Origin of the sequence: Chryseobacterium sp. SORGH_AS_0447, from assembly GCF_030818695.1 — a bacterium.
Classification (GTDB): Bacteria; Bacteroidota; Bacteroidia; order Flavobacteriales; family Weeksellaceae; genus Chryseobacterium.
This window is the reverse complement of the sequence record NZ_JAUTAR010000001.1, coordinates 3,869,475-3,892,903: the sequence shown is the minus strand read 5'-3', so window position 1 is coordinate 3,892,903 and position 23,429 is coordinate 3,869,475. Positions and strand designations below refer to the sequence as shown.

Here is a 23,429-nt window from a genome sequence, read left to right as displayed (position 1 = left end):
ACGTCTGCTAAACATCTTCTTTTGAAATCCACTTTCCAACCGTGGGTGCTTGGTAATTCTTCATCATTTCCAACAGCTCTTCAATACGATCGCTGATCAGCAACATATCATGATTAACCTGTTTTAAAAAGCCTTTAATTACCATGGTTTGAACCATACTGATCAGATCGTCGTAAAAGCCGTCAATATTCAGAATGCCGATCGGTTTTTGGTGAAGGCCAAGCTGTGCCCAGGTAATCATTTCAAAGAATTCCTCAAGGGTTCCATAACCGCCGGGAAGAGCAATTACACCGTCGCAGAGATCATTCATTTTGGTTTTTCTTTCATGCATGCTTTCTACCAGAATAAGTTCCGTCAGCTGCTTGTGGGCAATTTCTTTAGACTGTAAAAAGTGGGAAGGACGCCGATAACTTTCCCGCCGGCATTTAAAGCTCCGTCTGCTACAGCGCCCATGAGTCCGACATCAGCGCCGCCATAGATCAATTGAATGCCTTGTTTAGCCAATGTTTGTCCTAATAAGATTGCCTGTTCTTTATAAATATTGTCCGAACCGAAACTCGATCCGCAGAATACGGTGATGCTTTTCATAATGTATTTAATAAATTAAAACAAAAATATCCAAAATCAACGACTTTGGATATTCTAAACCGCAATCTTGCAGTTTATAGTTTATTCATTTCCCAGAATCCTTTTGTTGTAAGAGAAAGATACAATTGTTTATTGAAAAAACTGATACCGCCTTTTATCTTCCAAGTTCCTGAAAACGAATTCTCATGATTTGAAATTCCAGAATAATAAATAGGCCTGTGTTTTTTGTTGGAGTCTTCCACTCTTCTTTTATGGTTTAAAACAAGGGTTTTTACTGGCATCTGCTTTACAAAATATTAATTTTACCTTCTATAATTACGATGCCTTTTGTTCCGAAATATTCATTAAGATCCTTAACGGTTACGGAAAATTTTTCACCATCAAATTCTTTGATTTCAATGATAAACTCAACTTCCTGATTATTAAATTCAACACCTGTCTTAAAATGGTATCTGTATTTTCCTTTCCAGGTCCCGATCATGATTTCAATCTTATTTCTGTGGAATATTCGCTAAAATATCTTTTAGGAAGCTCCAGAATTTCTGGGTGGAGGAGATGTTTGCCTTTTCGTCCGGAGAGTGGGCGCCACGGATCGTTGGTCCGAAGCTTACCATTTCCATTTCAGGGTAGTTTGCTCCGATGATTCCGCATTCCAGTCCGGCGTGGCAAGCTACAACATGAGGTTTTTCCGTAAACTTTTCCGTATAGATTTTCTCCATCAGCTGAACGATTTCAGAACCCGGCTTCGGCTTCCATCCCGGATAAGAACCGCTGAATACCGTATTCATTCCTGCTAAATCTGCCACGGATTTAAGCTGCTCCGCTACAGCATCTTTAGAAGATTCAACCGATGACCGGGAAAGGTTTAAAATTCTTAAAGCCCCTTCTTTCAGTTCAACCCTTGCCACATTGTTTGAAGATTCTACCAGATCCTTCACATCCGGACTCATTCGGTATACACCATTATGAAGGGATTTCAACGTCAGAATAATTTTCTTTGAATCTCCTTCGGAAATGGCTTTTTCAGAAGTAGTCGCATGTTCAATATTAATCTGGATTCCGGCTTCTATACTGGCAAATTCCTCTAAAATTTCATTTTTAAGGCCGGTTGACAGTTCGTCAATAAATTCCTGGGCATTTCTTACGGATGCAATCGCCACAGCTTCTCTCGGAATAGCATTTCTCAGTCCGCCGCCATCGATGGAAACCAGCTGAATGTTTTCTTTTTCCAGTGCTTTGTACAACAGGCGTCCCAGGATCATATTCGCATTCCCGAAACCTTTGTGGATATCCATTCCGGAATGACCGCCCTGAAGACCTTTCACTTCAAATCTTACAATTTGTCCCTGAGCCGCTTCTGTTGGATAATTTTGGGAAATCGTAACGTCAATGCCTCCTGCACAGCCGATATCGATTTCATCATCTTCTTCCGTATCCAGGTTCAGTAAAATATCACCGGTCAGTTGTCCCGGTCTCAGTCCTAATGCCCCTGTCATCCCGGTTTCTTCGTCGATGGTAAAAAGAACTTCCAGAGCAGGGTGCGGAATATCCGAACTTTCCAGGACCGACATGATGGTTGCCACTCCCAGACCGTTGTCGGCACCCAAAGTAGTTCCTTTTGCCTTTACCCAGTCCCCGTCAACTTCCATATTGATGCCTTCCGTTTCAAAATCGAAATTTACATCATTGTTTTTCTGGCAGACCATATCCAGATGGGATTGCAAAACCACCGATTTGCGGTCTTCCATTCCCGGAGTGGCCGGTTTTCTGATGATTACATTTCCCACGGCATCTACTGTTGTTTCAAGTCCCAGATTTTCACCGAATTCCTTGATGAAGGCAATTACCCTTTCTTCTTTTTTTGATGGTCTCGGAACTGCATTTAATCTGGAGAAATTTTTCCAGATAATCTGCGGTTCTATATTCGATAGTTCCATTGAATTTATTTTTCTCAAAATTACAAAATAAAAAATGCTTCCATAAAGCGGAAGCTATATTTTTGCTAGAAGCTAGAAGCTAGAAGCTAGAAGCTAGAAGCTAGAAGCTAGAAGCTGTTAACATCCGCACTCTCCGTAAATCGGCAGGGTAACAACGGTTCCGTCCGGTTTTTCAATTCTGATGGTCCCTTCGAACAGCAGCGCTTCCTCGTCTTTTATTTTTTTTCCCTGTATGGAAATTTTATAATCTCCGCTTTCTATTTCTTTGCTCAGCTGTTCATCTACTTCCATATCGCTGGAAGAGATCAGGTTCATCGCGAGTCTTTTTCCGTCCAGTTTCATATAAGCGGTTTTCCCCGCATCATCGGCATAGATGTACTTTTCGTTTTCAAAATCAGCCTTGTTCTTTGCAAAATAGCAGGAGCATTCTTTAATTTCTTTCGGGAAAGGAAATGTTTCCACCAATATGGCACCGGAAGAAGTTTCAGCCTTTACCGTATCCTGAACAACTGTTACGGAATCTTTTTTTTCTGAACCGGAAATCGTTTCTTTCTCCTTTTTACAGGCTATCAATAAGAAAGCCGACAAAAAAATGATTAAATATTTCATTGTGATATTATTTAATATAAATTCTGAAATTAAAATTCATCGATTTTTTTCAGAATAGTATTTACCCAGTCTGTATCACTGACTGATATTATAATTGTTTTAAATCCAAACTTTCTTCCTTCCATTTCCACTCCGGCTGAATCATCAATATGAATATTAATATCAAATGCAGGAGGAAATTTGGACATGTTTTTTCCTTTACTTCTAACTTTTTTCTCATACATTTGCTAATTAACAACGAAATCGACCGGAATACCGTGAGATAAAAACATTAACTTCACTTTTAATACGCTTCTGTAAGATGTTGTATAAATGTAAATTTTATGTTTCTGCGCTCGCAATGCTTTGAATAGTTCAATTGTTCCCAATCTGATTCTTTCGGCTCTGATTATTTTAGCAAAAAAAGATCTTTTTTCTAAAGAGAATCTGGTTGAGGAAATAATTGTATCATCTAAATCAAATGAGATGTTTATTAATAAAACTGCAAAATTCTGATATTATCCTCTTGCTCTCTCCAGCAGGGTCATCATCAATAAGGAAAGGATCACCAAGCTTTCTTCTTCATCATCGATATCGATCAGGCGGTCCAGCTGGAACCTTCTTCCAAAGAAAGACGGCATTTTTTTCAGTTTGAAATAGGCTTTTCCGTCTATTCCCGTTACAGTGTACGACGGATTCAGGAAATATCCGGTAAACATCCCGATCACAGGGATTTCTCCTACCATATTATCGAAAACCTTTACCCAGCCATTGTCTTCCTGTACTTTGAATTTCGGCTGATCATTGGCATCCAGGATATCATAGCTCGCTTTCCAGATCGAACGCATTCCTTTTCTTGCCAGTCGTCCGAAGCTTCTTCCCGTAGCAATTTCGCTTAATGAATAAGAAGCATTAAAATCGATCCACTGATTGGCTTTGATTCTGAAAAGTTCTTTGGATTTGCTTTCGTCATTGAAAACGATGACATCTTCTTTCAGCTTGAACATTTTCTGACGAACATACGCTACATAATTCCCGTTTCTGTCAGTAATGTTGAAATCGCTCGCAAGCGTCGTAATCTTAAATTTAAAATCCAGCGGATAATTTAAGTTGTTAAGTACCATTTGGTTTATTTTTTTCAGTTAATATTAAGTAGACCAAAGATAAGATTTTTAATTGAAGATGGGAAACAGGGAATTGCACAGGCTAAAATTTTCCCGGAATTTAAACTGAGTTTTTCGTAAAATATCACATCAAAAACAGGCCGGTATCAGTTGTAAACTCTCAACAATAATCACTATTTTTGTGTTATGGATTACCCAAGTAAAGTATTGGCAAAAGCGGTAGATGAAATTTCCGGGCTTCCCGGAATCGGAAGGAAAACAGCTTTGCGACTGGCATTACATTTATTGAAGCAGCCCAATTCCAGAGCGGTGAGCCTGGGAAACTCCCTCATCAGCCTTGTTAACGATATCAAATACTGCAAAGAATGTCATAATTTTTCAGATTTTGAAATCTGTGAAATTTGCAGCAATGATAAACGGAGTGATGAGCTGATTTGTATCGTGGAAGATGTGCGTGATGTAATCGCCATTGAAAATACCGGGAAATACTCCGGGAAATATCTGATCCTGGGTGGTAAAATTTCCCCGATGGAAGGAGTAGGGCCCAACCAGCTGAATATCCCGAGCATTGAAAAAAAGCTGAGCGAAGGAAAGGTAAAGGAATTTATTTTTGCGCTGAGCGCTACGATGGAAGGAGATACCACGGCTTATTATATCTACAAAAAGTTCAAAGATGCCGAGGTGAATTTTTCAAGCATTGCACGAGGGATTTCCGTAGGGGATGAACTCGAGTATGCCGATGAGATTTCGTTGGGAAGATCGATTATGAACAGACTTCCTTACAGTGAAGGAAATTCTTAATTTAAATTTTCCAGATGATTTCCGTAATTATTCCTTTATACAACGCTGAAAATACCATCCTGGCTGCGCTGAATTCCATAAAAGCCCAGACGGTAGACACAAGGGAATTTGAAATCATCATCATCAACGACGGTTCTACAGACGGGAGCAAAAAAGCTGTTGAGTCATTTATCAGAGAGAATACTGCCTTAAAAATCCAGTTTTTCGAACAGGCGAACGGTGGTGTTTCGAAGGCCCGAAATACGGGCTTACGGGCAGCTACCGGCGAATTTATTGCCCTGTTGGATTCGGATGACGAGTGGCTTCCCGAAAAAACGGAAAAGCAGCTGAAGTTGCTTACGGCTAGAAATCTGGATATCGACTTTCTCGCGACCCGCAGGAACAACAGCAAAATCCTGCCGCCTTACCAGGTGAAAAACAACTTGGCGGAGATTACTTTTAATAAGCTGCTCTTGCGGAATGAAGCCCAGCCTTCCACAGTGATTTTTAAAAGAAAAATCCTCGAAGAAACAGGGTTCTTTAATGAAGACCAGCGGTACGCAGAGGACCTGAATTATTGGATGAAGATTTCGATACACCATAAAATGTATATTCTTGATGAAAGCCTGCTGATCGCAGACGGAGGAAAAAGGACCTTCGGGGTTTCCGGACTTTCTGCCAATCTTTCAGAAATGGAAAAAGGGTTTCAGAAAAATCTGAGGGAAATGTATCTTCTGAAAAATATAAATTTGTTTCAATACCTATTGCTAAAGGTTTTTTATAAAGGGAAATACTTACTTTTGCTTACAAGAACATTTTATTACAATTTAAAAAACTAACCAAAGGAAATTCATATGAGGTTGTCCGTCATTATCGTTAATTATAATGTCACCCAATTGCTTCGGAACTGTCTTTTATCTGTCCGGAATTATTTGGCAGATATCGGTTACGAGGTGATTGTGGTAGATAATGCTTCAACGGATTTGTCCTGGAAAAACCTGATCTCCGAATTTCCGGAAGTACACTTCATTTCTTCCGAAACCAATGACGGCTTTGCCAAAGGCAATAACAAGGCGATAAAAGCGGCGAAAGGGGAGTATCTCCTGCTCCTGAATCCGGACACTGAGCTGGAAGGTTTTTACATGAAGGAAATACTGGACTTTGCAGATTCCCATAAAGATTTCGGCTGTCTGGGCGTAAGGATGCACGATGCAGAAGGAAATTTTTTACCTGAAAGCAAACGTTCTGTTCCTGATATGTTTAATTCTTTTGAAAAGCTTTTTACCAATTTTAAAAAGAATAATTCCAAGTCGTATTACCGATGTGATATAAATGAACAGGCAGTCGCAGAGGTAGATGTTATTACCGGGGCGTTTCTGCTGGTGAAGAAAGAGGTCTATCAGAAAGTAGGAGGATTGGATGAAGCTTATTTTATGTATGGGGAAGATATCGATCTCTGTTACACTTTACTCAGAAACGGCTTTAAAAACTTTTATTACGGTAAGACTTCCATTCTTCATCATAAAGGGGAAAGCACGGTAAAAAACGAAGTATACCTGGAACGCTTTTACGGAGCCATGCATATTTTTATCGATAAATACTACCGAAAGTCAAAGCCGGTACAGTATTCCTTTCTGAAGGCCGGATTGAACCTGAGGCATAAAATTGAAAAGATTAAACTGAAATAGCGTCAATCCAGGATAGAATCTAATGGGCGGGAAGAGGGAAGCCGGAGGCTGGAAGTTTTTCTGATCAGTGTTAAAGCTAAGCGTATTACTTATTAACGTTCCGGATTGTTATCTTGTCAAAAGCAACTATATTTAGACAAAACTGAAGTCCCAACCGAGCTCTTTACCTGGTGCGAAATGATAATAAATTGAAAATTATCGAACAGGTATAAAATAAAAAAGCAACTCCATGCAGAGTTGCTTTTTCTATGTAAAATAATTATTTGCTTATTTGGTTGGTGCCGGAGTCTGAACCGGAGCCGGTGTTGAAGCAGGAGCCGCAGTCTGGTTAGCCGGAGCTTCCTTTTTTACGGGAGCCTGAACTGCTGGTGCCGCAGCCGATGGTTTACCTGTAATCACAACACTCAACAGGATAAGAACGATAATAGTTCCGCCCAGCGTCCATGTTGCTTTTTCCATAAAGTCGTTGGTTCTCTGCACTCCAAACTGAGCTGAAGATGCACCTCCGAAAGTACTGGAAAGGCCTCCGCCTTTTGGATTTTGAGCCATAACGATGATAACCAGTAAAATACTGGCGATCATAATAAGAACCATCAATAGTATAAATATAGAATCCATTATTTGATATCTTTTTGAATGGGCAAATTTAATCTTTTTTTGCGGAATAGCAAAGAAAGAACCTTAAATATTCCAAAAATAAAAAACGGCAACCGAAGCTGCCGTTTTTCTGTAAATCAGAATGTTTTTATTTAAAATCAGCATCTTTTGCCTGATTGATTTCGTAAGACTTTACAGTCATCGTCATATCCATTCCCATCTGGTTTACAGAGATCGTGTACGGCATTTTTACACCTGCCACATCTTTGTAATCCGAGAATACGGTAGGAACGCTGAACTGCTGCCCCTGAGCCTTTACCGTTCTGGTTTCCCCGGTCTTTAATCCGGTTTTAACGCTGTAGTAATATGTCGTTTCAGGGCCTTTGATGGCGTAAGAATCCTCACCGCCAACTTTCTCGATGCCCATCAGTTTATATTCAGGAGATTTGGCGAAAGCCATTTCTTCAAAAAGCTCGGTATTTTTCTGTTTTTCGGCGATCTCCTCCGGTTTTACAGGAATTTTCTGGCCCATTTGTTCGGCATATCCGGTTTTCCCGTCAAAAACCTCTTTGAAAAAAACTTGTCCCCCGGAAGTTACCTGAGTCAGCTCTTTTCCGCCCTGTGCTTTTACCGTTTTCACGGTGAGGTTCTGTCCCTGCATAGACATCGTAGCGTTTATGGTATATGAAGAAATTTTAGAAACGTTCGCTTTTCCTCCGATCGCATCGATGTATTTATCGGTAACAGAAGCTACCGTTACATTAGCGTCTACTTTTTTCGCAGACGGTTTTGCAACAGGATTAGCCTGAGTGTCGTAATATTTTACAGGATATCCTAATTTTTCCAGTCCTTCAGAAATATCGGAAGCTTTACCGGCGATGAAAATTCTGCTCTGATTAGGTAAAATGGTCGAATTTACAGCACCCGAAACATCAGCAGCGGTTACTTTATCGATCGACTTAAGATAGTTGGTATAGAAATCATCGGGAAGATCCTGGATTTTCTGGTTCAGGGCAAATCTAGCAATCGTTGCGGGCTGCTCCAGAGAAAGGATGAAAGAACCTTTAAGCTTAGCTTTGGCATTGGCCAATTCTTCCGGCTTTACGTTTGAGATTGCGTTAAGTTCGTTCATGAACTCTTTTACCGCTTTATCCGTTACCTCGTTTCTTACACTGGCACTTGCAGAGAACTGTGGAGAATATTTGCTCGGGCTCATGTTTGAATAAGCACCGTAAGTAAATCCGTTTTTCTCACGAAGGTTCATGAAAAGCCTTGCTTCACCACCACCGCCAAGGATATAATTCGCGATTGTTGCAGGGAAGTAGTTAGGATCTTTCATTTTTAAGGTGTTCAGGTTGTTTACCGAAACCACAGACTGTACGGCAGAAGGAACATCCACTACATCGATTTCCGTTTTAGCAACGTTCACAGCAGGCTCTACCGGAGTGATCGGCGTGTTGGCTTTTTTCCATCCGCTGAAAGCCTTTTCAATCATCGGCTTTACTTTCTCAAATTTTACATCTCCTACGATTACCAGATAGGCGTTATCCGGAGTGTAATATTTCTTGTAGATATTCTGTACGTCAGCCAGTTGGATTCTGTTGATGGTTTCAACGGTTTCAAATTCACCTCTTGATGTGTTTTTTCCGTACATCAACGCGTTTGAAACTCTTGAAGCGATAGCAGAAGCGTTCTTTTCTTCAGATTTCAGTCCTTCGATGGCTCTGTCTTTGGAATCCTGGATTTCTTCAGCCGAAAATTTAGGATTAACGATGGCATCTGCCATCAGTCCCAATACTTCAGGAAAATATTTTGAAAGGGAGTTTGCTGAAGCCCCATTGGAAGAGAAATTCAGGTTTGCTCCAAGGTAATCCACTTTTTTGTTGAAGGCATCCTTGCTCAGGTTCATAGTTCCATTTTCGAACTGCTCCGCCATTATTTCGCTGGCCCCCACTACATTCCCTTCATAATAAGGAGGTCTGTCCATGGTAAGGCTCGCGTTTACGCGTGGAAGCTTGTTGTTTTCCACCACCATTACGGTAAGGCCGTTGCTCATCTGGAACGTCTTCGGTTTTGCAATGTTGATCACAGGCGTCGGTCCCGGTTTCGGCATTGCATTAAGATCTATTTTTTGTGCTGAAACCATTCCTGCGAAGAAAAATGCTGCAGCTATATATGTTAATTGCTTTTTCATTTGTAAAATTTAATTTTTGATAATCATTTTTTCACCTAAAAATCCTAACGGATTACTTTTTCTCAGGTACGTAGTTGATGATTACTCTTTGGTTGGAATTAAGATATTTTTTAGCCGCATTCTGAAGATCCTGTCTGGTGATCGATCGGTAAATATCGATTTCCTTATTAATCAGGTTGGTGTTGCCCATCAATACGTGGTTGGTCGCCAATGAAGCAGCGATTCCCTGGATGCTGGAATTGGCATTTACAAATTGGTTCTCAAACTGGTTCTGAAGCTTCTGGTAATCTTCTTCGGAGATTAACGTCGTCTGAATCTTTTTGATTTCTGCATCGATGTCTGCCTGTAAAGCTGCCTTGGTCGTCTGTCCCATCGGGATGGCGAAGAACGCGAAAATTCCGTAGTCTTCAAGACCCTGGTTGAAAGCCTGTACTTGTAGGGCTTTCTTATCCTGATCCACTAATTTTTTATAAAGAACAGAAGATTTACCGTTGCTCAGGTAAGAAGAAAGCATGTCTAAAACATAAGCATCTTTTTCTTTGTTAGCCGGTGTTCTGTACGCGAACACATAAGCCGGAAGCTGGATATTCGGATCTGTTGCCGTTACTTCTTTTTCCTGAGTGATCGGTGCATCTTTCGCATAATTTTTAGGATAAACCGTTCCTTTCGGGATTCCGCCGTAATATTCCTGAATCCATTTCTTCGTCTGCTCAGGCTTAATATCTCCTGCTACCACCAAGGTTGCATTGTTCGGAACATAGAATTTCTTGTAGAAAGCCTGGAACTCGTCAAGCTTTGCTGCGTTCAGGTCTTCCATAGAACCGATGGTCGGCCAGTTATACGGGTGATTGGTAAATAAGTTTTTCTGAATGGTCGTGAAAAGGTTTCCGTAGGGCTGGTTATCCATTCTCAGCCTTTTCTCTTCCTTTACAACTTCTCTTTGGGTGTCAACTCCCACCTGGTTGATTACGGCATGACGCATTCTCTCCGATTCCATCCAAAGGCCTAACTGTTCGTTATTGGATGGGAAAGTTTCATAGTAATACGTTCTGTCGTTTGTCGTGTTAGCGTTGTTTTGTCCTCCGTTTGAAGAAACGATCTTAAACCAGTCGCCTCTTTTGATATTCGGCGTTCCTTCAAATAAAAGGTGCTCGAAAAAGTGGGCAAAACCTGTTCTTCCTTTTACTTCATCTTTGGCACCTACGTGGTACATTACGCCTGTTGTAACAACCGGTGCAGAATTGTCCTGATGAAGAATTACGTGAAGACCGTTTGGTAAGTCATATTCCTCGAATTTAATTTGTTGTGCATTCAGGGCCATTCCGAAGAAAGCCGCTGCAGCAACAGAAAGAAGTCGTTTTTTCATAAAGTAGAAATTGTTTTGTCAATTAGTCCCAAAATTACATTAATTGTTACATTTTCAAAATAAAAAATCAATCAGAAGATATTTCTTTAGAGAAATGTTGGTAAATTCTAAAAAGTGGTATTAAATTTATTAGAAAAATTTAGAATAAAAATTAATTTTGTAAAAAGAACCCCTTAATAATAATGAAAAACATTTCAAACCAGAAAATTTCTCATGATTCACTGGTCACTTTATTCAGTCAGGCTCCTGTGGCGATGTCTCTGCTGATGGGCGACGATTTTATCATCAGTAATGCCAATGAGCAGATGCTCGGACTTTGGGGGAGGGATGAATCGGTAATCGGAATGCCTGTATTTGAGGCGATTCCGGAAGTGAAAGATCAGGGATTTGAAGAAATCCTGAATAATGTTTATCGCAAAGGGGAAATTTTCAACGGAAATCGATGGCCTGTTTTTTTAGATAAATATGGAAGCTATGAAGAACATTTTTTCGATTTTATCTATTCCCCGGTTTATAACGATGAGCAAAAAATTATCGGGGTAAGTGTCGTGGCCACGGAAGTTACCGATCAGGTGATCTCAGAACGGAAGCTGCTCGACAGCGAATACCGTTTTGAGGATCTTATTAAAAAATCAGATTATTGTATTGCAATTTACCGAACCGATGATCTTTATATTGAGCTGGCCAATGAACCGATGCTGAAAACATGGGGAAAAGATGCTTCCGTAATCGGAATGAAGCTGGAAGATGCGCTTCCTGAGCTTGAAGGACAGCCTTTTATCGGTATCCTGAGGGATATCTTCAAGACCGGGCAATCCTACACGGCCACGGAAGATTCGGCAGATCTTGTAGTGGATGGTAAGCTTCAGACTTTTTATTATAATTTTTCTTATAAGCCGCTTAAAAATGCTGCCGGTGAAGTATACGCCATTTATAATGTAGCCGTTAACGTTACCGATCTGGTGGCTACCCGGAAAGAGGTACAGGAAAGAGAGAAAAAATACCGCGACCTGGCCGATTCCATGCCCCAGTTTGTATGGACGAGCGATAAGAACGGCAGGATCAATTACATGAATGACAATTGGTACAAGCATATGGGCTTTGCTAAAGATGAAGATCCCAATGAAGCCATAAGAAAAGTGATCAGGCCGGAAGTTTATTCGAGGATTTTGAAAATCTGGGAAGAAAGCTTAAAAACAGGAAAACCTTTTGAAGTGGAATATGAGTTTGCAGACCCCGGTAACCCTGAAGTGTACCGTTGGTTCCTGGGAAGAGCGGTTGCCAATTTCGATCATAATGGAGAGATCAGCCAATGGACCGGAACTTTTACTGATATTGATGATTTTAAACAGCTGCAGACCCAAAAAGACAATTTCCTAGGGATTGCCAGCCATGAGCTGAAAACTCCGCTTACCAGCCTGAAACTGTATACCCAGTTTATCGAAACCAACCTCAACAAGCAGGGAGATTTCAGGAATGCTGAGGTGGCCAAAAGGATGAACAGGCAGATTGATACCCTTACCGAGCTTGTAAATGATTTGCTGGATGTTACCAAAATTCAGAACGGAAAAATCCAGCTGAATGAATCTGAATTTGATTTTGACCAGCTTGCGGAAGACATTGTTGTCGAGCAGCAGATGACTGCAAGGCATAAGATTATCTTTTATAAAAATGAGATCGGAAATGTAACGGCAGACCGACACCGGATTTCGCAGGTGATGAGCAATCTGATCAGCAATGCGATTAAATATTCTCCCGACGCCGATGAAGTTATTGTATCTACTGAACTGAAGGATAATATGATAAAATTCAGTGTAAGGGATTTCGGGATTGGGATCCCACAGGATAAGCAGCAAAAAGTTTTTGAGCAGTATTACCGGGTAAGCGGCACCAAAGAACATACGTTTCCGGGCTTAGGCTTAGGGCTTTACATCTCATCAGAAATTATTAAAAGAACGGGCGGCAGAATTTATGTTCATTCTGTAGAAGGAAATGGGTCTGATTTTTGCTTCGAGATACCTAAAATTAAAATATAAAACATGTCTACTTCTACACAAATTTTAGTCTTGGATGACAGTCCTGCAATTGTTGATTCTATTGAAATGATGATGGAACTCGAAGGATTAAGCGTTGCCAAGTTCTATAAAGGATCAGATATGCTCAATGCCTTGAATTCACAGTCTAAACCTGATGTTATCCTGATGGATATGTGGCTTTCCGGTGAGGACGGAAGGGATATCTGCCGTACCATCAGAGCCGATGAAAACCTTTGCGATATCCCTGTACTTATCATGTCGGCCAGTCGCGGACTGGAACAGTCTGCCCTGGATGCAGGAGCCAATGATTTTATCGCAAAACCTTTCGATATGGGAGATATGATCACCCGGGTAAGAACTTATATAAAGGAAATTTAAATATTCCGGAAATCACTTTTTTCAGCATTAATACACGGATAGTCGGTCACATTTGAGTATGATGCCGTGTCTGAAAAATTCAGAATGTCTTTTTAGAAATGAAGGACAAATTTTTTGTTTACCAATATTCTAAGCAGAAGGTGTGTGAAAGTTTAATTCAGTATTTGCATAATATTAGTAAACAGAATATGCACAGATGTTTATGAATCAGAATTTGAATTCTCCTTATAATACACTAATTTTGTATTCCTAATTTTTTTGCAGTATGGAGGATTATTTGAAAGGACTGAATGAATCACAATTTGATGCCGTTACCTCACTTGAAGGGCCGTTGATGGTGCTTGCAGGCGCAGGTTCCGGGAAGACGCGTGTTCTTACGATGCGTATCGCCCATCTGATCACCAATGGAGTAGACCCTTTTAATATCCTGGCTTTAACCTTTACCAATAAGGCGGCAAAAGAAATGAAGGAGCGTATTGCAAAAGTCGTGGGCCAGAGCAATGCCAAAAGCTTATGGATGGGAACTTTCCACTCCGTTTTTGCCAGGATCCTCAGAAGCGAAGCCCATTATCTGGGTTATCCTTCCAACTTTACCATTTACGATCAGCAGGATGCTTTAAACGTCATCAAGAAAGTTCTGAAAGACATGAATATTGATGCCGATCTGTATAAACCCAAAAAGGTCCAGGCAAGAATTTCCACCTACAAAAATAATCTCATTACGGTAAAAGCTTATTTCAACAATCCTGAATTGCTGGAAGCCGATGAAAAAGCCAATATGAAATTCATCGGGCAGATCTACCAGCGTTACGTGGAGCAGTGCTTCAAAAACGGATCGATGGATTTTGATGATTTGCTGCTTAAAACCAATGAGCTGCTGACCCGTTTCCCGGAAGTGCTGGCGAAATACCAGGACCGGTTCCGATATATTCTTGTGGATGAGTACCAGGATACCAACCATTCCCAGTACCTTATCGTAAAAGCGTTGGCTTCAAAATTTGAAAACATCTGTGTGGTGGGAGACGATGCCCAGTCGATCTACTCTTTCCGGGGGGCGAATATTTACAATATCTTAAACTTTAAAAAAGATTATCCCGATGCCATTACGGTGGCGCTGGAGCAGAATTACCGTTCTACCCAGAATATCGTAAATGCGGCCAATGTCGTTATTGCGAAAAACCTTCAGCAGTTCAAGAAGAATGTATTCAGTGAAAATGAAGAAGGAGAGAAGATCAAAGTATACCGATCGCTTTCCGATGCGGACGAAGCCAATTTCGTAGCCGGAAATATCTGGGAAACCCGCAACCGTGAGCAGCGAAAATACAGCGATTTCGCTATTTTATACCGTACCAATTCCCAGACGCGTGCTTTTGAAGATGCGCTGAGACGTAAAAATATACCGTACAAAGTTTACGGAGGCCTGTCTTTCTATCAAAGGAAAGAAGTAAAGGATTTGATCGCCTACCTCAGGCTTCTCGTCAATGAAAACGACTCCGAAGCTTTGATGCGGATCATCAATTATCCGGTAAGGGGAATCGGTGAAACAACCCAGAACAAGCTCGTGGTTTTTGCAGATGCCCAGAATGTTTCCGTATCGAAAGTATTGGATAACCTGGCGATGTACTCGCCGCAATTAGGCTTAAACAATGGAGTGTTAAATAAGCTGAATGACTTCTGGTCGATGATCAAAGCTTTTCAGGTATTGCTGAAAACAGAGACGGCTTATAATGTCGCGATGGAAGTAGCGAAGCGAAGCGGACTGATTAAATTCCTGAAAGACGACCAGACCCCGGAAGGGATTTCAAGGGTGGAAAACGTTCAGGAATTGATGAACTCGATGCAGGGATTCATCGAAGAGCAGATGCAGCTGGAAGACGGCGATCCAAGCTTACCGAACTTTCTGGAAAATATCGCCCTTTCTGCCGATACGCAGGACAAAAATAATGATGAAGACATGGTTTCCCTGATGACTATTCACCTCTCCAAAGGACTGGAATTTCCGGTGGTGCATCTGGTAGGACTGGAGGAAAATCTTTTCCCAAGCTTCATGAGCTCGGCCACCCGGGAAGATCTGGAAGAAGAGAGACGTCTGTTCTATGTTGCCTTAACAAGAGCCGAGAAGCAGGCCTTTTTCTCTTATGCGGTTTCCCGTTTCCAGTGGGGAAAAATTACCGATGCGGAACCGTCCAGATTTTTAAGTGAAATCGATGATGAATATATCGAGTTTGTAAATCCGGCTATTGAAAAAAGATTCATCAACAATTCCGGCATCAAATCCAATATTTTCGATGAGCATCCTTCCGAGATGAGAAGCTTTAAAAAAGTGGAGAAGAAGAGCATTGAAAGATCAGACAGTTCAAAACCTATCGCCGAGCCGCGTAAGTTGAAGCCGGTAAGCACGGCCAAAATCATTAATCCGAGCGGTGCTTCTTCGCAGGATATCGAAGTAGGAGACAAAGTAAGGCACGACCGTTTCGGAATCGGAGAGGTTACCTTCCTGGACGGAACCGATCCCCAGAATATCAAGGCCAAGGTTATTTTCCAGCATGAAGGCGAAAAAAACCTGATTTTAAAATACGCCAAACTGACGAAGATTTAAAATTTTCTACAGGTGTCACGGGTTTACACAGCGATCAACTCAATTAAACTTTGTAAATCCGTGCTATCTGCATCCAATTGATTTCAGTCAGCATCTTTCCAATCAATTTTAGTTTGCTATAAAGAAAGCTATACGTAACAATCTGTGAAATATTTGGTTGAATTAAATTCGATATAATTAACGTGAGTTCGACGTAAGAAACAAGAAAAAACAATATAAAACAGCGGAAAATTTAGTATATTTAAGGTATTGAAATTCAAATATTTAAACTAAATAATCCGCTATGATTTCTAATGATAAAATTACGAATATTTATTATATTGTTGATGAGTTTTTTAAAGAATTCGATAAGGTTTTACAGCAATATGCTTTAGAGGACCCTAAAATCAGAATCAGAAAACGAAAATTTGCTATGTCCCAGAGTGAAGTGATGACCATTATGATCCTGTTTCATTATGGGGCTTTCAGAAATTTCAAACATTTTTACCAGGGCTATATCCAAAGATATATGAAAAAAGAATTCCCGGTAACGGTTTCTTATAACCGGTTTGTCGAGCTTCAGAAAAAAGTGAATATCCCAATGGCGGTTTTTGTGAAGATGATGTGCCTGGGAAAATGTACCGGCATTTCCTTTATAGATTCCACGCCTTTAAGAGCCTGTCATATCAAAAGGGAAAAGCAGCACAAAACCTTGAAAGGCATTGCTCAGAAGGGACAATGTTCTTTAGGATGGTTCTATGGGTTCAAGCTTCATCTGATTATTAATGACAAAGGTGAGCTCCTGGATTTTATCCTCACCGCAGGCAATGTAGATGACAGGGAACCGCTAAAGAGCATGGATCTGCATAAAAGAATCTTTGGGAAACTTTTTGGAGACAAAGGCTATATCGGAAAAGATCTTTTTGAACAGCTCTTTATCGACGGAGTTCATCTGGTAACCAAAATAAAGAAAAACATGAAAAATTCCCTAATGCTTTTACAGGACAAAATCATGCTCAGAAAAAGGGCTTTGATTGAATCTGTAAACGATGAACTTAAGAATATCTGTCAGATAGAACATACCAGGCACAGAAGTTTTGAGAACTTTATCCTCAATATCTTATCAGCTCTGGCTGCTTATTCTTTCTTCGATAAAAAACCTTCCATTAATACCAAGTGTGATATCATTCATGAAAGCAGAATCACAGCAGCTTAGATCGAACTCACGTTAATTAATTCCAATAAATTTCAGATTCCCAATAAGAAAAAGATCCACCATCATCTGCTAAAAATCTGTGTCAGCTGTGGGCAAGACAAATTCATTAGTAATAATCAAAATGAGACAATATAGATTTCGTATCTTAGTCAATAAAAGTTTTACAATGAAAAGGATCCTTCCGTTTTTAATTTTCGTGCTGTTTTCCATCCCTTTATTTTCACAGGAATACAGTACGACCCAAAATATTCATTATTACGACGAAAAGACCAACAAATCCGATGTTTACATCAATGAAAGATGTGTGTTGGATGTTTACATTCCTAAAAATGTCAAAAATTTCCCGACGGTCATCTGGTTTCATGGAGGAGGCTTAACGGGCGGACAGAAAGAAATTCCTGAAGGGCTGAAGAATAAAGGAATCGCTGTAATTGGCGTGAATTACAGGCTTTCTCCTAAAGTAAACGCTCCGAAATATATCGAAGATGCCGCTGCTGCTACGGCATGGGTATTTAAGAATATAAAAAAGTATGGCGGAAGAGAAGATCTCGTTTTTATTTCGGGACATTCGGCAGGCGGTTATCTCGCCATTATGGTGGGTTTAAATAAAATGTATCTGGAAAAATACGGAATTGATGCCAATCAGCTTGCCGGAATTATTCCTTTCAGCGGGCAGATGATTTCCCATTTTACCATCAGGAAAGAAAAAGGAATCGATGAACTGGACGCAAGAATTGATGAGTATGCGCCGCTTCATTTTATCCGGGCAGATGCGCCGCCGTTGCTGCTGATAACGGGAGACCGTGAAAAAGAGCTCTTAGGAAGATATGAAGAAAATGCTTATATGACCAGAATGATGAAGCTGAAAGGCCATAAAGAGACCACCTTATATGAACTTCAGGGATTTGATCATGGCGGAATGGCCCAACCTGCATTTCCTTTGCTGGTAAACGAAATAAAAAGAGTAGAGAAGATCAGGAAATAACACTATTTTCGGATCATTGTTTTAAGATAGCTTTGCAGGACTTTCTGCAAAGTTTTTTATTTTTGCTGCCTTTTTTAGATGAAAATTAAATAAATTCGAACGATGGGAATGTTTTACAAAAATGCGGTTTGCGATATTTATATAGGGAAAAGTGCAGGGGCCAAGATGATGCAGGATATCAGAAATGCCCGGAAAAATGTAAAAATTGTTTCCCCATATCTTTCGCCTGTACTCATAAAGGAACTTATTGACCTGCATTCCAGAGGGATTCAGATCAGGCTGATCACCAGTGATGAAATTGAGGATTTTTACGGATACGAGAAAAATATTCATAAGCTGATCATTCAGCACAGGCATGTCGATGAAAAAGCGAAACAGACCAAAGACAATCTGCAGAGTTTATCGGGAACATTGCTTTTTGCGATAATCGGGCTGGGGGTGGTTTTGTTTCCTTTGATATATCTCTTAAACAATTTTAAACTGGCGTACGGCTTCATCATTGTTATCCTGATGTTTTTTGTAAGAGACGCCGTGGTAAAAAAAATAAAACAGACGAAAGTCTATCATTATACCTATAAACAGCTTTTCCCATTCAAGGTTTTCGTTTCTCCGAACACTGGAAACTTTGCCCATAAAACCTTTGTTCACAGTAAAATTTACATTATTGATGATGAGATTGCTTATGTAGGTTCTCTTAACTTCACCCGAAGCGGGATGAAAGATAATCATGAAACAAGGATCAGAACAACGGATCCGGAGGCGGTAGCCAAAATTATAGAAGAAGTAAAAGAAGTTTTTTATCATTCCAATCTGCCGGAAAGAGATGTCCAGTTTTGGGGAAGCCAGCTGTATGAAGAGCTTGATAATTAAGGTGCTGGTTGATGGTGATTGGTTGGTAGTGAATGGTCAATTTTGCTTCGCAAGTGAATAGTGAATTTTAGGGATTCATAATTTTGCAGGATCTACTATTTAAGTTTTAATCAATGATTAATTTGCTGCGATTGTGAATAAAAAAAATTGACACGCGCAGCAAATTGACCATTGACTATTGTCTATTCACCTACTACCGCTCTACCAGCTCTTTCACCTGTTCACCGTAAAAGTCGGTTTCCGCTTTATTTATTTTCAGCAATTGATACCATTTACGGAAAGCTCCGATAAAAACAATCAGCATCAGAACCATAGCCACGACTGCGAGTGAAGCCAGTAAATACTGCCCTTTGGGAATATAGATGGAAGTTACCTGGATATATCCGGCCCAAAAAGTAATGACCGCCATAAAAACCCCGGGAATAGCCGAGCATAATGCATATTTTCCACGGTTTAGGCGGATGAGCATCGTGGTGCAGACAATCAATCCGCAGGCTGCCAAAAGCTGGTTGCTGATTCCAAACAGCGGCCAGATGCTGCTCACATTTCCGGTAAATACCAGATATCCCCAGGCAAAAGTGAATACAAGACTGCTGATGATAATCCCCGGCATCCAGTTTTTATCATTAAATTTCGGAATTACGGAGCCAAGCATTTCCTGCAGGAAGAATCTTCCCACTCTCGTTCCCGCATCAATAGCGGTAAGAATGAATACGGCCTCAAACATGATGGCAAAATTATACCAGTAAGCCATCAGCTGGTCCATATAAGGGATCTTATTAAAAATATGGGCCATTCCCACTGCCAGAGACACTGCACCGCCGGTTCTTCCGTGAAGATCGATCCCGATCTTTTGTGAGAAATAATCGATGTCAACGCCGTGAAGCGAAGGATGGGCGGCCAGGAAAGCATCATAAGAATCTTTAGGGGTATTGATGGCAAAATAATCTCCGGGCATTAAAGTACATGCCGCAATCAATGCCATTAAAGCGACAAAACCTTCCACCAGCATCGCGCCGTATCCTACAAAAAGGATTTCTCTTTCTTTGTTCAGCATTTTGGGAGTCGTTCCGGTAGCAATTACTGCATGAAATCCTGAGATGGCTCCGCAGGCAATGACAATAAAGATAAAAGGAAGCACAGGCCCACCGATAACAGGCCCGCCGCCATTAATAAATTGGGTAAGCGCCGGCATTTGAACGGTAGGATGGATGAGGATCACTCCAATTGCCAGCATCACAATGGTTCCGATTTTCAGATAGGTGGAAAGATAGTCCCTTGGAACAAGCAGTAACCATACCGGCAATACCGAAGCCAAAAAACCGTATAGCGGAATCGCAATGGAGATGGTTGTAATATCCCATGAAAAAAGATTATTCATGGTTTCATTCTGCATGAGATTATGTCCGCCGATAATCCCGGCAATCAGAAGAATGCCGCCCAGAATACTGGCAAAGGTCACCGAGTTTTTCCTGTATCTCATAATCAGTCCCATTATAATGGCAATCGGCATGGTAATAACAACGGTAAACAGCGACCAGGAAGCTTCATGCATCGCATTGATACAGGCCAGCGACAATCCTGCCAGTGTTAAAATAAGAATGAAAAGGATGGCAAAACCGGCTACAGTTCCGGTGGTCTTGCCAATTTCTTTGGAGGCAATGGTCGCGAGACTTTGCCCTTTATGACGTACGGAAGCAAATAACACCACCATATCGTGCACCCCACCGCCCAGGACACACCCGATCAGGATCCATAAAGCGCCCGGAAGATATCCGAACTGCGCAGCCAAAACCGGCCCTACCAAAGGTCCTGCCGCCGCAATGGCTGCAAAATGGTGCCCGAAAAGAACGTTTTTGTTCGTGGCCACATAATCTTTGCCATCGGCGAATTCAACGGCGGGTGTGGTATTATGATCGTTCAGTTTAAGCACTTTGTTGGCCATGAAAATACCGTAAAAACGATAGGCAATGGCAAAGATCAGTACAGAAACAAAAACAATGGTTAAAGCATTGATGTTATTTAATGAATCCATATCGTACAGTTTTTTTATAAGTAAAAAAATAAATTTTTAAGCAGTTTTACTTTCAATATTGTAAACATTTGCCAAGTTAATTATTTTAAACATATAAAATCATCTAATGTATATCAATTTAGCAAATTAATATATTGTTTAGGTATAGTTTGTTGATAGTGATGATTCTAAGGATTCAATTATGTATTGATTAATTGATGACGGCATTTATTTTCTGCCAGAGTACGTCGTCAAAATCCGAAAGTGCCAGATTTACATTATCTGCCGCATCACCCATCCTGATGACCACGATCTTTTTGCCCGGAACCACATATATTTTCTGATCATTTTTCCCTAAGGCGCAAAACATATCATCCGGCGCACTTGGGATCAGCTTTCCGCTGAACTGGTATTGGGATTGTGGAAGGTGATAGCTGGTTTTGCCGTTCAGCGACCATAAATAGCCGTAAGCAAGATTTATATTCTGGGAAGTACTCACGGCATTTTGAAAGTAGGCGGAATTGATGATGGGCGTGCCGTTCCAGCTGCCGTTGTTTAAAGCCATCAGTCCGAAACGGGCCATGCTTCTCGTATTGCTCCAATAGACACTGTTGTCTCCATTCTGGATCCAGTTTCCCGTCATCCCGATCTTATCCCTTAGCTTGGTATTAAAATATTGAGGCCACGTCTGTCCGGTAGCTGCTGCCACCACATCCTGAAGCTTCACATACACATTGTGATAGGCCCATCTAGTGCCGGCGTCGGCTTTGTACTTTAAATTGGCCGGACTTACATCGTCCCCCAGACTGTCGTCCAGTCCGGAAGTCATGGTCAGCAGGTTCCGGCAAGTGATCAGGTTTTCTTTTGCCAGAGGCGCAATAGTCCATCCCGTTCCAATGTAAGCGGAAACCTTATTGTTGATATTTAAAAAACCTTCCTGCTCAGCAATTCCGGTGACCGTGGAAGTCAGGGTTTTTCCTGCGCTTGCCCAATACCATGGAGTTGAGGAAGTATGCCCAGAGAAATAATTTTCCATGACGATTCTTCCGTTTTGAAGGATTATAAAGCTTTTGGAATGTTTAGCCTCAAGATAGTTCAGCAGGTCCTGGACTTTATTCTGATGCCATCCTAAGGAGGATAGAGATTTTGTTTCCCAGGTATCGTTTCCTGACGGTGGAAAGTACATTGCTTCCGAAGATGAAGGTGATCCGTCTGTCTCAGGACTCTCTCCGGAATCTCCTGTGCTGCATGAAAGTGTTACTGTACAAAGCACAAAAACTGAAAGTAGATTTTTTATATTCATAAGAAATTAGTTTGAATTCTGTTTTTGGATAAGTAAAATACGCTTTAGTTAAACCAAATATCTTAAATCCGAACTAATTTAATTCTAAATTAAAAATCCTGTCTGAATTTTACTTTTTATGTTTCTCTATAAATTGGATCATTTCATTGTTGAGCTGGTCCATGTAGGCCTTATCGGTAGTCCCAAAACCATGGATGCCGTCTTTTACGACAACCAATGTCGCTTCAATATTTTGTTTCTTCAGCTTTCGGGTCAGTTTTTTCGAATGTTTCAGAGGAGCTACTTTATCTTTATTGCCATGAAGAATAAAAGTAGGAATGCCGTTTTCAGTATCATTGATGGGCGAAACGGTTTCCAGATAATCGATTGCTTTTCTTTTTTCATCGTTAATATCATATCCTGAAATTCCGTACACCAGATTCTTTCGGATTTCAACAATTGGCTTGAAGAATAGTCCCACAATAGCAACCGGCACTTTACCCAACCGGGTATGTAGTAATTTATTTAAATCTGTCGGTCCGAAATTATCAACGACATAATTTACCTTTGATGAATAAGGAGACAGCTCCGGGCTGCCTTTAAATTCATTGTCAGATGTATAAGCTGCCAGCAATGAAAGATGTGCTCCCGAAGATACTCCGAAAAACCCGATGTTGTCCGGGTCAAAATTATAAGTCTCTGTATTTTTCCTTACCCATCGCACGGCATCTTTTGTATCCTCAATAGGCAACGGAAAATGTACCGATTCACTAACCAACGTATAGTCGATACTGATCACCGCATAATTTTTTTCCACAAGCTTTAAAATAAATCTTTCAATATAGTTGTCTGCCCTTACCATTTTATCCCCTTTTGCCCAGGCACCGCCATGAACATAAATGACTACCGGAAGCTTTTCCGATGTCTGCTTTTTCGGTCTGTAGAGATCCAGGGCGACCGGCTTGCCGATACTGTTGTTCTTGTAAACGATATTTGAAAGTAGTGCTGTTTTTTCAGGAAGAAGCGTGCTGGGAGGAAGCTTTTTTTCAATAATTTCCTGAGAAAATCCAAAGGTAAATGACGATAGGATAAAAATAAAAAACAGGTTTAAAGAAAACCTGTACATTATACTTTGCTGAAATTGTTTCATACATATTGTTTTGAGAATGGAGGTCTGTTCCTCAAAAAGCCTATCAAAAGTCTTACCA

At 40.7% G+C, this 23,429-nt stretch carries 20 protein-coding genes and 1 pseudogene; 9 read left to right on the top strand and 12 right to left on the bottom strand.

What is annotated here, in order from left to right; genetic code table 11:
- Nucleotides 1-7: 7 nt before the first annotated feature.
- From QE422_RS17635 to QE422_RS17610, 6 genes and pseudogenes are all read right to left on the bottom strand, one after another.
- Nucleotides 8-588 (bottom strand): annotated as a pseudogene (locus QE422_RS17635) (TIGR00730 family Rossman fold protein).
- A 286-nt stretch (nucleotides 589-874) separates the two neighbouring features.
- Entirely contained in the window at nucleotides 875-1,069 is a 195-nt protein-coding gene (locus QE422_RS17630) for a hypothetical protein (RefSeq protein WP_307461348.1), read from the bottom strand.
- Between the two features lie 10 nt (nucleotides 1,070-1,079).
- Nucleotides 1,080-2,525, bottom strand: a complete 1,446-nt coding sequence (locus tag QE422_RS17625) for an aminoacyl-histidine dipeptidase (protein WP_307461347.1) — start codon at nucleotides 2,523-2,525, stop codon at nucleotides 1,080-1,082.
- A 117-nt stretch (nucleotides 2,526-2,642) separates the two neighbouring features.
- On the bottom strand, nucleotides 2,643-3,134 hold the full coding sequence (locus tag QE422_RS17620) for a hypothetical protein (RefSeq protein WP_307461345.1): 492 nt from the start codon (nucleotides 3,132-3,134) through the stop codon (nucleotides 2,643-2,645).
- A gap of 29 nt (nucleotides 3,135-3,163) precedes the next feature.
- A complete protein-coding gene (locus QE422_RS17615) occupies nucleotides 3,164-3,358 on the bottom strand; it encodes a hypothetical protein (RefSeq protein WP_307461343.1) in 195 nt (64 codons plus the stop codon).
- 273 nt (nucleotides 3,359-3,631) lie between these two features.
- Nucleotides 3,632-4,237: a hypothetical protein gene (locus QE422_RS17610; protein ID WP_307461341.1), complete on the bottom strand. Its 606-nt coding sequence runs from the start codon at nucleotides 4,235-4,237 to the stop codon at nucleotides 3,632-3,634.
- A 186-nt stretch (nucleotides 4,238-4,423) separates the two neighbouring features.
- Between QE422_RS17610 and recR the strand changes: the two genes are divergently transcribed.
- From recR to QE422_RS17595, 3 genes are read left to right on the top strand one after another with little or no spacing between them, the layout of a single operon-like run.
- Entirely contained in the window at nucleotides 4,424-5,038 is a 615-nt protein-coding gene (gene recR / locus QE422_RS17605; RefSeq protein ID WP_307461339.1) for a recombination mediator RecR, read from the top strand.
- A 14-nt stretch (nucleotides 5,039-5,052) separates the two neighbouring features.
- Nucleotides 5,053-5,856, top strand: a complete 804-nt coding sequence (locus QE422_RS17600) for a glycosyltransferase family 2 protein (RefSeq protein WP_307461337.1) — start codon at nucleotides 5,053-5,055, stop codon at nucleotides 5,854-5,856.
- A 15-nt stretch (nucleotides 5,857-5,871) separates the two neighbouring features.
- Nucleotides 5,872-6,705: a glycosyltransferase family 2 protein gene (locus tag QE422_RS17595; RefSeq protein ID WP_307461335.1), complete on the top strand. Its 834-nt coding sequence runs from the start codon at nucleotides 5,872-5,874 to the stop codon at nucleotides 6,703-6,705.
- Between the two features lie 267 nt (nucleotides 6,706-6,972).
- On the opposite strand, the gene secG is transcribed toward QE422_RS17595, so the two are convergent.
- From secG to QE422_RS17580, 3 genes are all read right to left on the bottom strand, one after another.
- On the bottom strand, nucleotides 6,973-7,323 hold the full coding sequence (gene secG / locus QE422_RS17590) for a preprotein translocase subunit SecG (RefSeq protein ID WP_307461333.1): 351 nt from the start codon (nucleotides 7,321-7,323) through the stop codon (nucleotides 6,973-6,975).
- A 127-nt stretch (nucleotides 7,324-7,450) separates the two neighbouring features.
- Entirely contained in the window at nucleotides 7,451-9,496 is a 2,046-nt protein-coding gene (locus tag QE422_RS17585; RefSeq protein WP_307461330.1) for a pitrilysin family protein, read from the bottom strand.
- 52 nt (nucleotides 9,497-9,548) lie between these two features.
- A complete protein-coding gene (locus tag QE422_RS17580; protein WP_307461328.1) occupies nucleotides 9,549-10,862 on the bottom strand; it encodes a pitrilysin family protein in 1,314 nt (437 codons plus the stop codon).
- 182 nt (nucleotides 10,863-11,044) lie between these two features.
- Here QE422_RS17580 and QE422_RS17575 point away from each other — a divergent pair, with 182 nt between their 5' ends.
- From QE422_RS17575 to QE422_RS17550, 6 genes are all read left to right on the top strand, one after another.
- Nucleotides 11,045-12,898 (top strand): PAS domain-containing sensor histidine kinase, encoded by a 1,854-nt coding sequence (locus tag QE422_RS17575; RefSeq protein ID WP_307461326.1) that lies wholly within the window; start codon nucleotides 11,045-11,047, stop codon nucleotides 12,896-12,898.
- A 3-nt stretch (nucleotides 12,899-12,901) separates the two neighbouring features.
- The gene (locus QE422_RS17570) at nucleotides 12,902-13,276 is read left to right on the top strand and encodes a response regulator transcription factor (RefSeq protein WP_307461324.1); all 375 of its coding nucleotides are present in this window, start codon (nucleotides 12,902-12,904) and stop codon (nucleotides 13,274-13,276) included.
- Between the two features lie 265 nt (nucleotides 13,277-13,541).
- Entirely contained in the window at nucleotides 13,542-15,875 is a 2,334-nt protein-coding gene (locus QE422_RS17565) for an ATP-dependent helicase (RefSeq protein WP_307461323.1), read from the top strand.
- 283 nt (nucleotides 15,876-16,158) lie between these two features.
- A complete protein-coding gene (locus tag QE422_RS17560) occupies nucleotides 16,159-17,070 on the top strand; it encodes an IS982 family transposase (RefSeq protein WP_307456595.1) in 912 nt (303 codons plus the stop codon).
- Nucleotides 17,071-17,236: 166 nt separating this feature from the next.
- Nucleotides 17,237-18,055: an alpha/beta hydrolase gene (locus tag QE422_RS17555; RefSeq protein WP_307461322.1), complete on the top strand. Its 819-nt coding sequence runs from the start codon at nucleotides 17,237-17,239 to the stop codon at nucleotides 18,053-18,055.
- Nucleotides 18,056-18,157: 102 nt separating this feature from the next.
- Nucleotides 18,158-18,925, top strand: a complete 768-nt coding sequence (locus QE422_RS17550; protein ID WP_307461320.1) for a phospholipase D family protein — start codon at nucleotides 18,158-18,160, stop codon at nucleotides 18,923-18,925.
- Between the two features lie 193 nt (nucleotides 18,926-19,118).
- On the opposite strand, the gene QE422_RS17545 is transcribed toward QE422_RS17550, so the two are convergent.
- The 3 genes from QE422_RS17545 to QE422_RS17535 form a co-directional block, all read right to left on the bottom strand.
- Nucleotides 19,119-20,960, bottom strand: coding sequence for a carbon starvation protein A (locus tag QE422_RS17545; RefSeq protein WP_307461318.1), 1,842 nt, complete (start codon nucleotides 20,958-20,960; stop codon nucleotides 19,119-19,121).
- Nucleotides 20,961-21,150: 190 nt separating this feature from the next.
- Nucleotides 21,151-22,242, bottom strand: a complete 1,092-nt coding sequence (locus QE422_RS17540) for a serine hydrolase (protein WP_307461316.1) — start codon at nucleotides 22,240-22,242, stop codon at nucleotides 21,151-21,153.
- Nucleotides 22,243-22,351: 109 nt separating this feature from the next.
- Nucleotides 22,352-23,371, bottom strand: coding sequence for an alpha/beta hydrolase (locus QE422_RS17535; RefSeq protein WP_307461315.1), 1,020 nt, complete (start codon nucleotides 23,369-23,371; stop codon nucleotides 22,352-22,354).
- Between the last annotated feature and the right edge of the window lie 58 nt (nucleotides 23,372-23,429).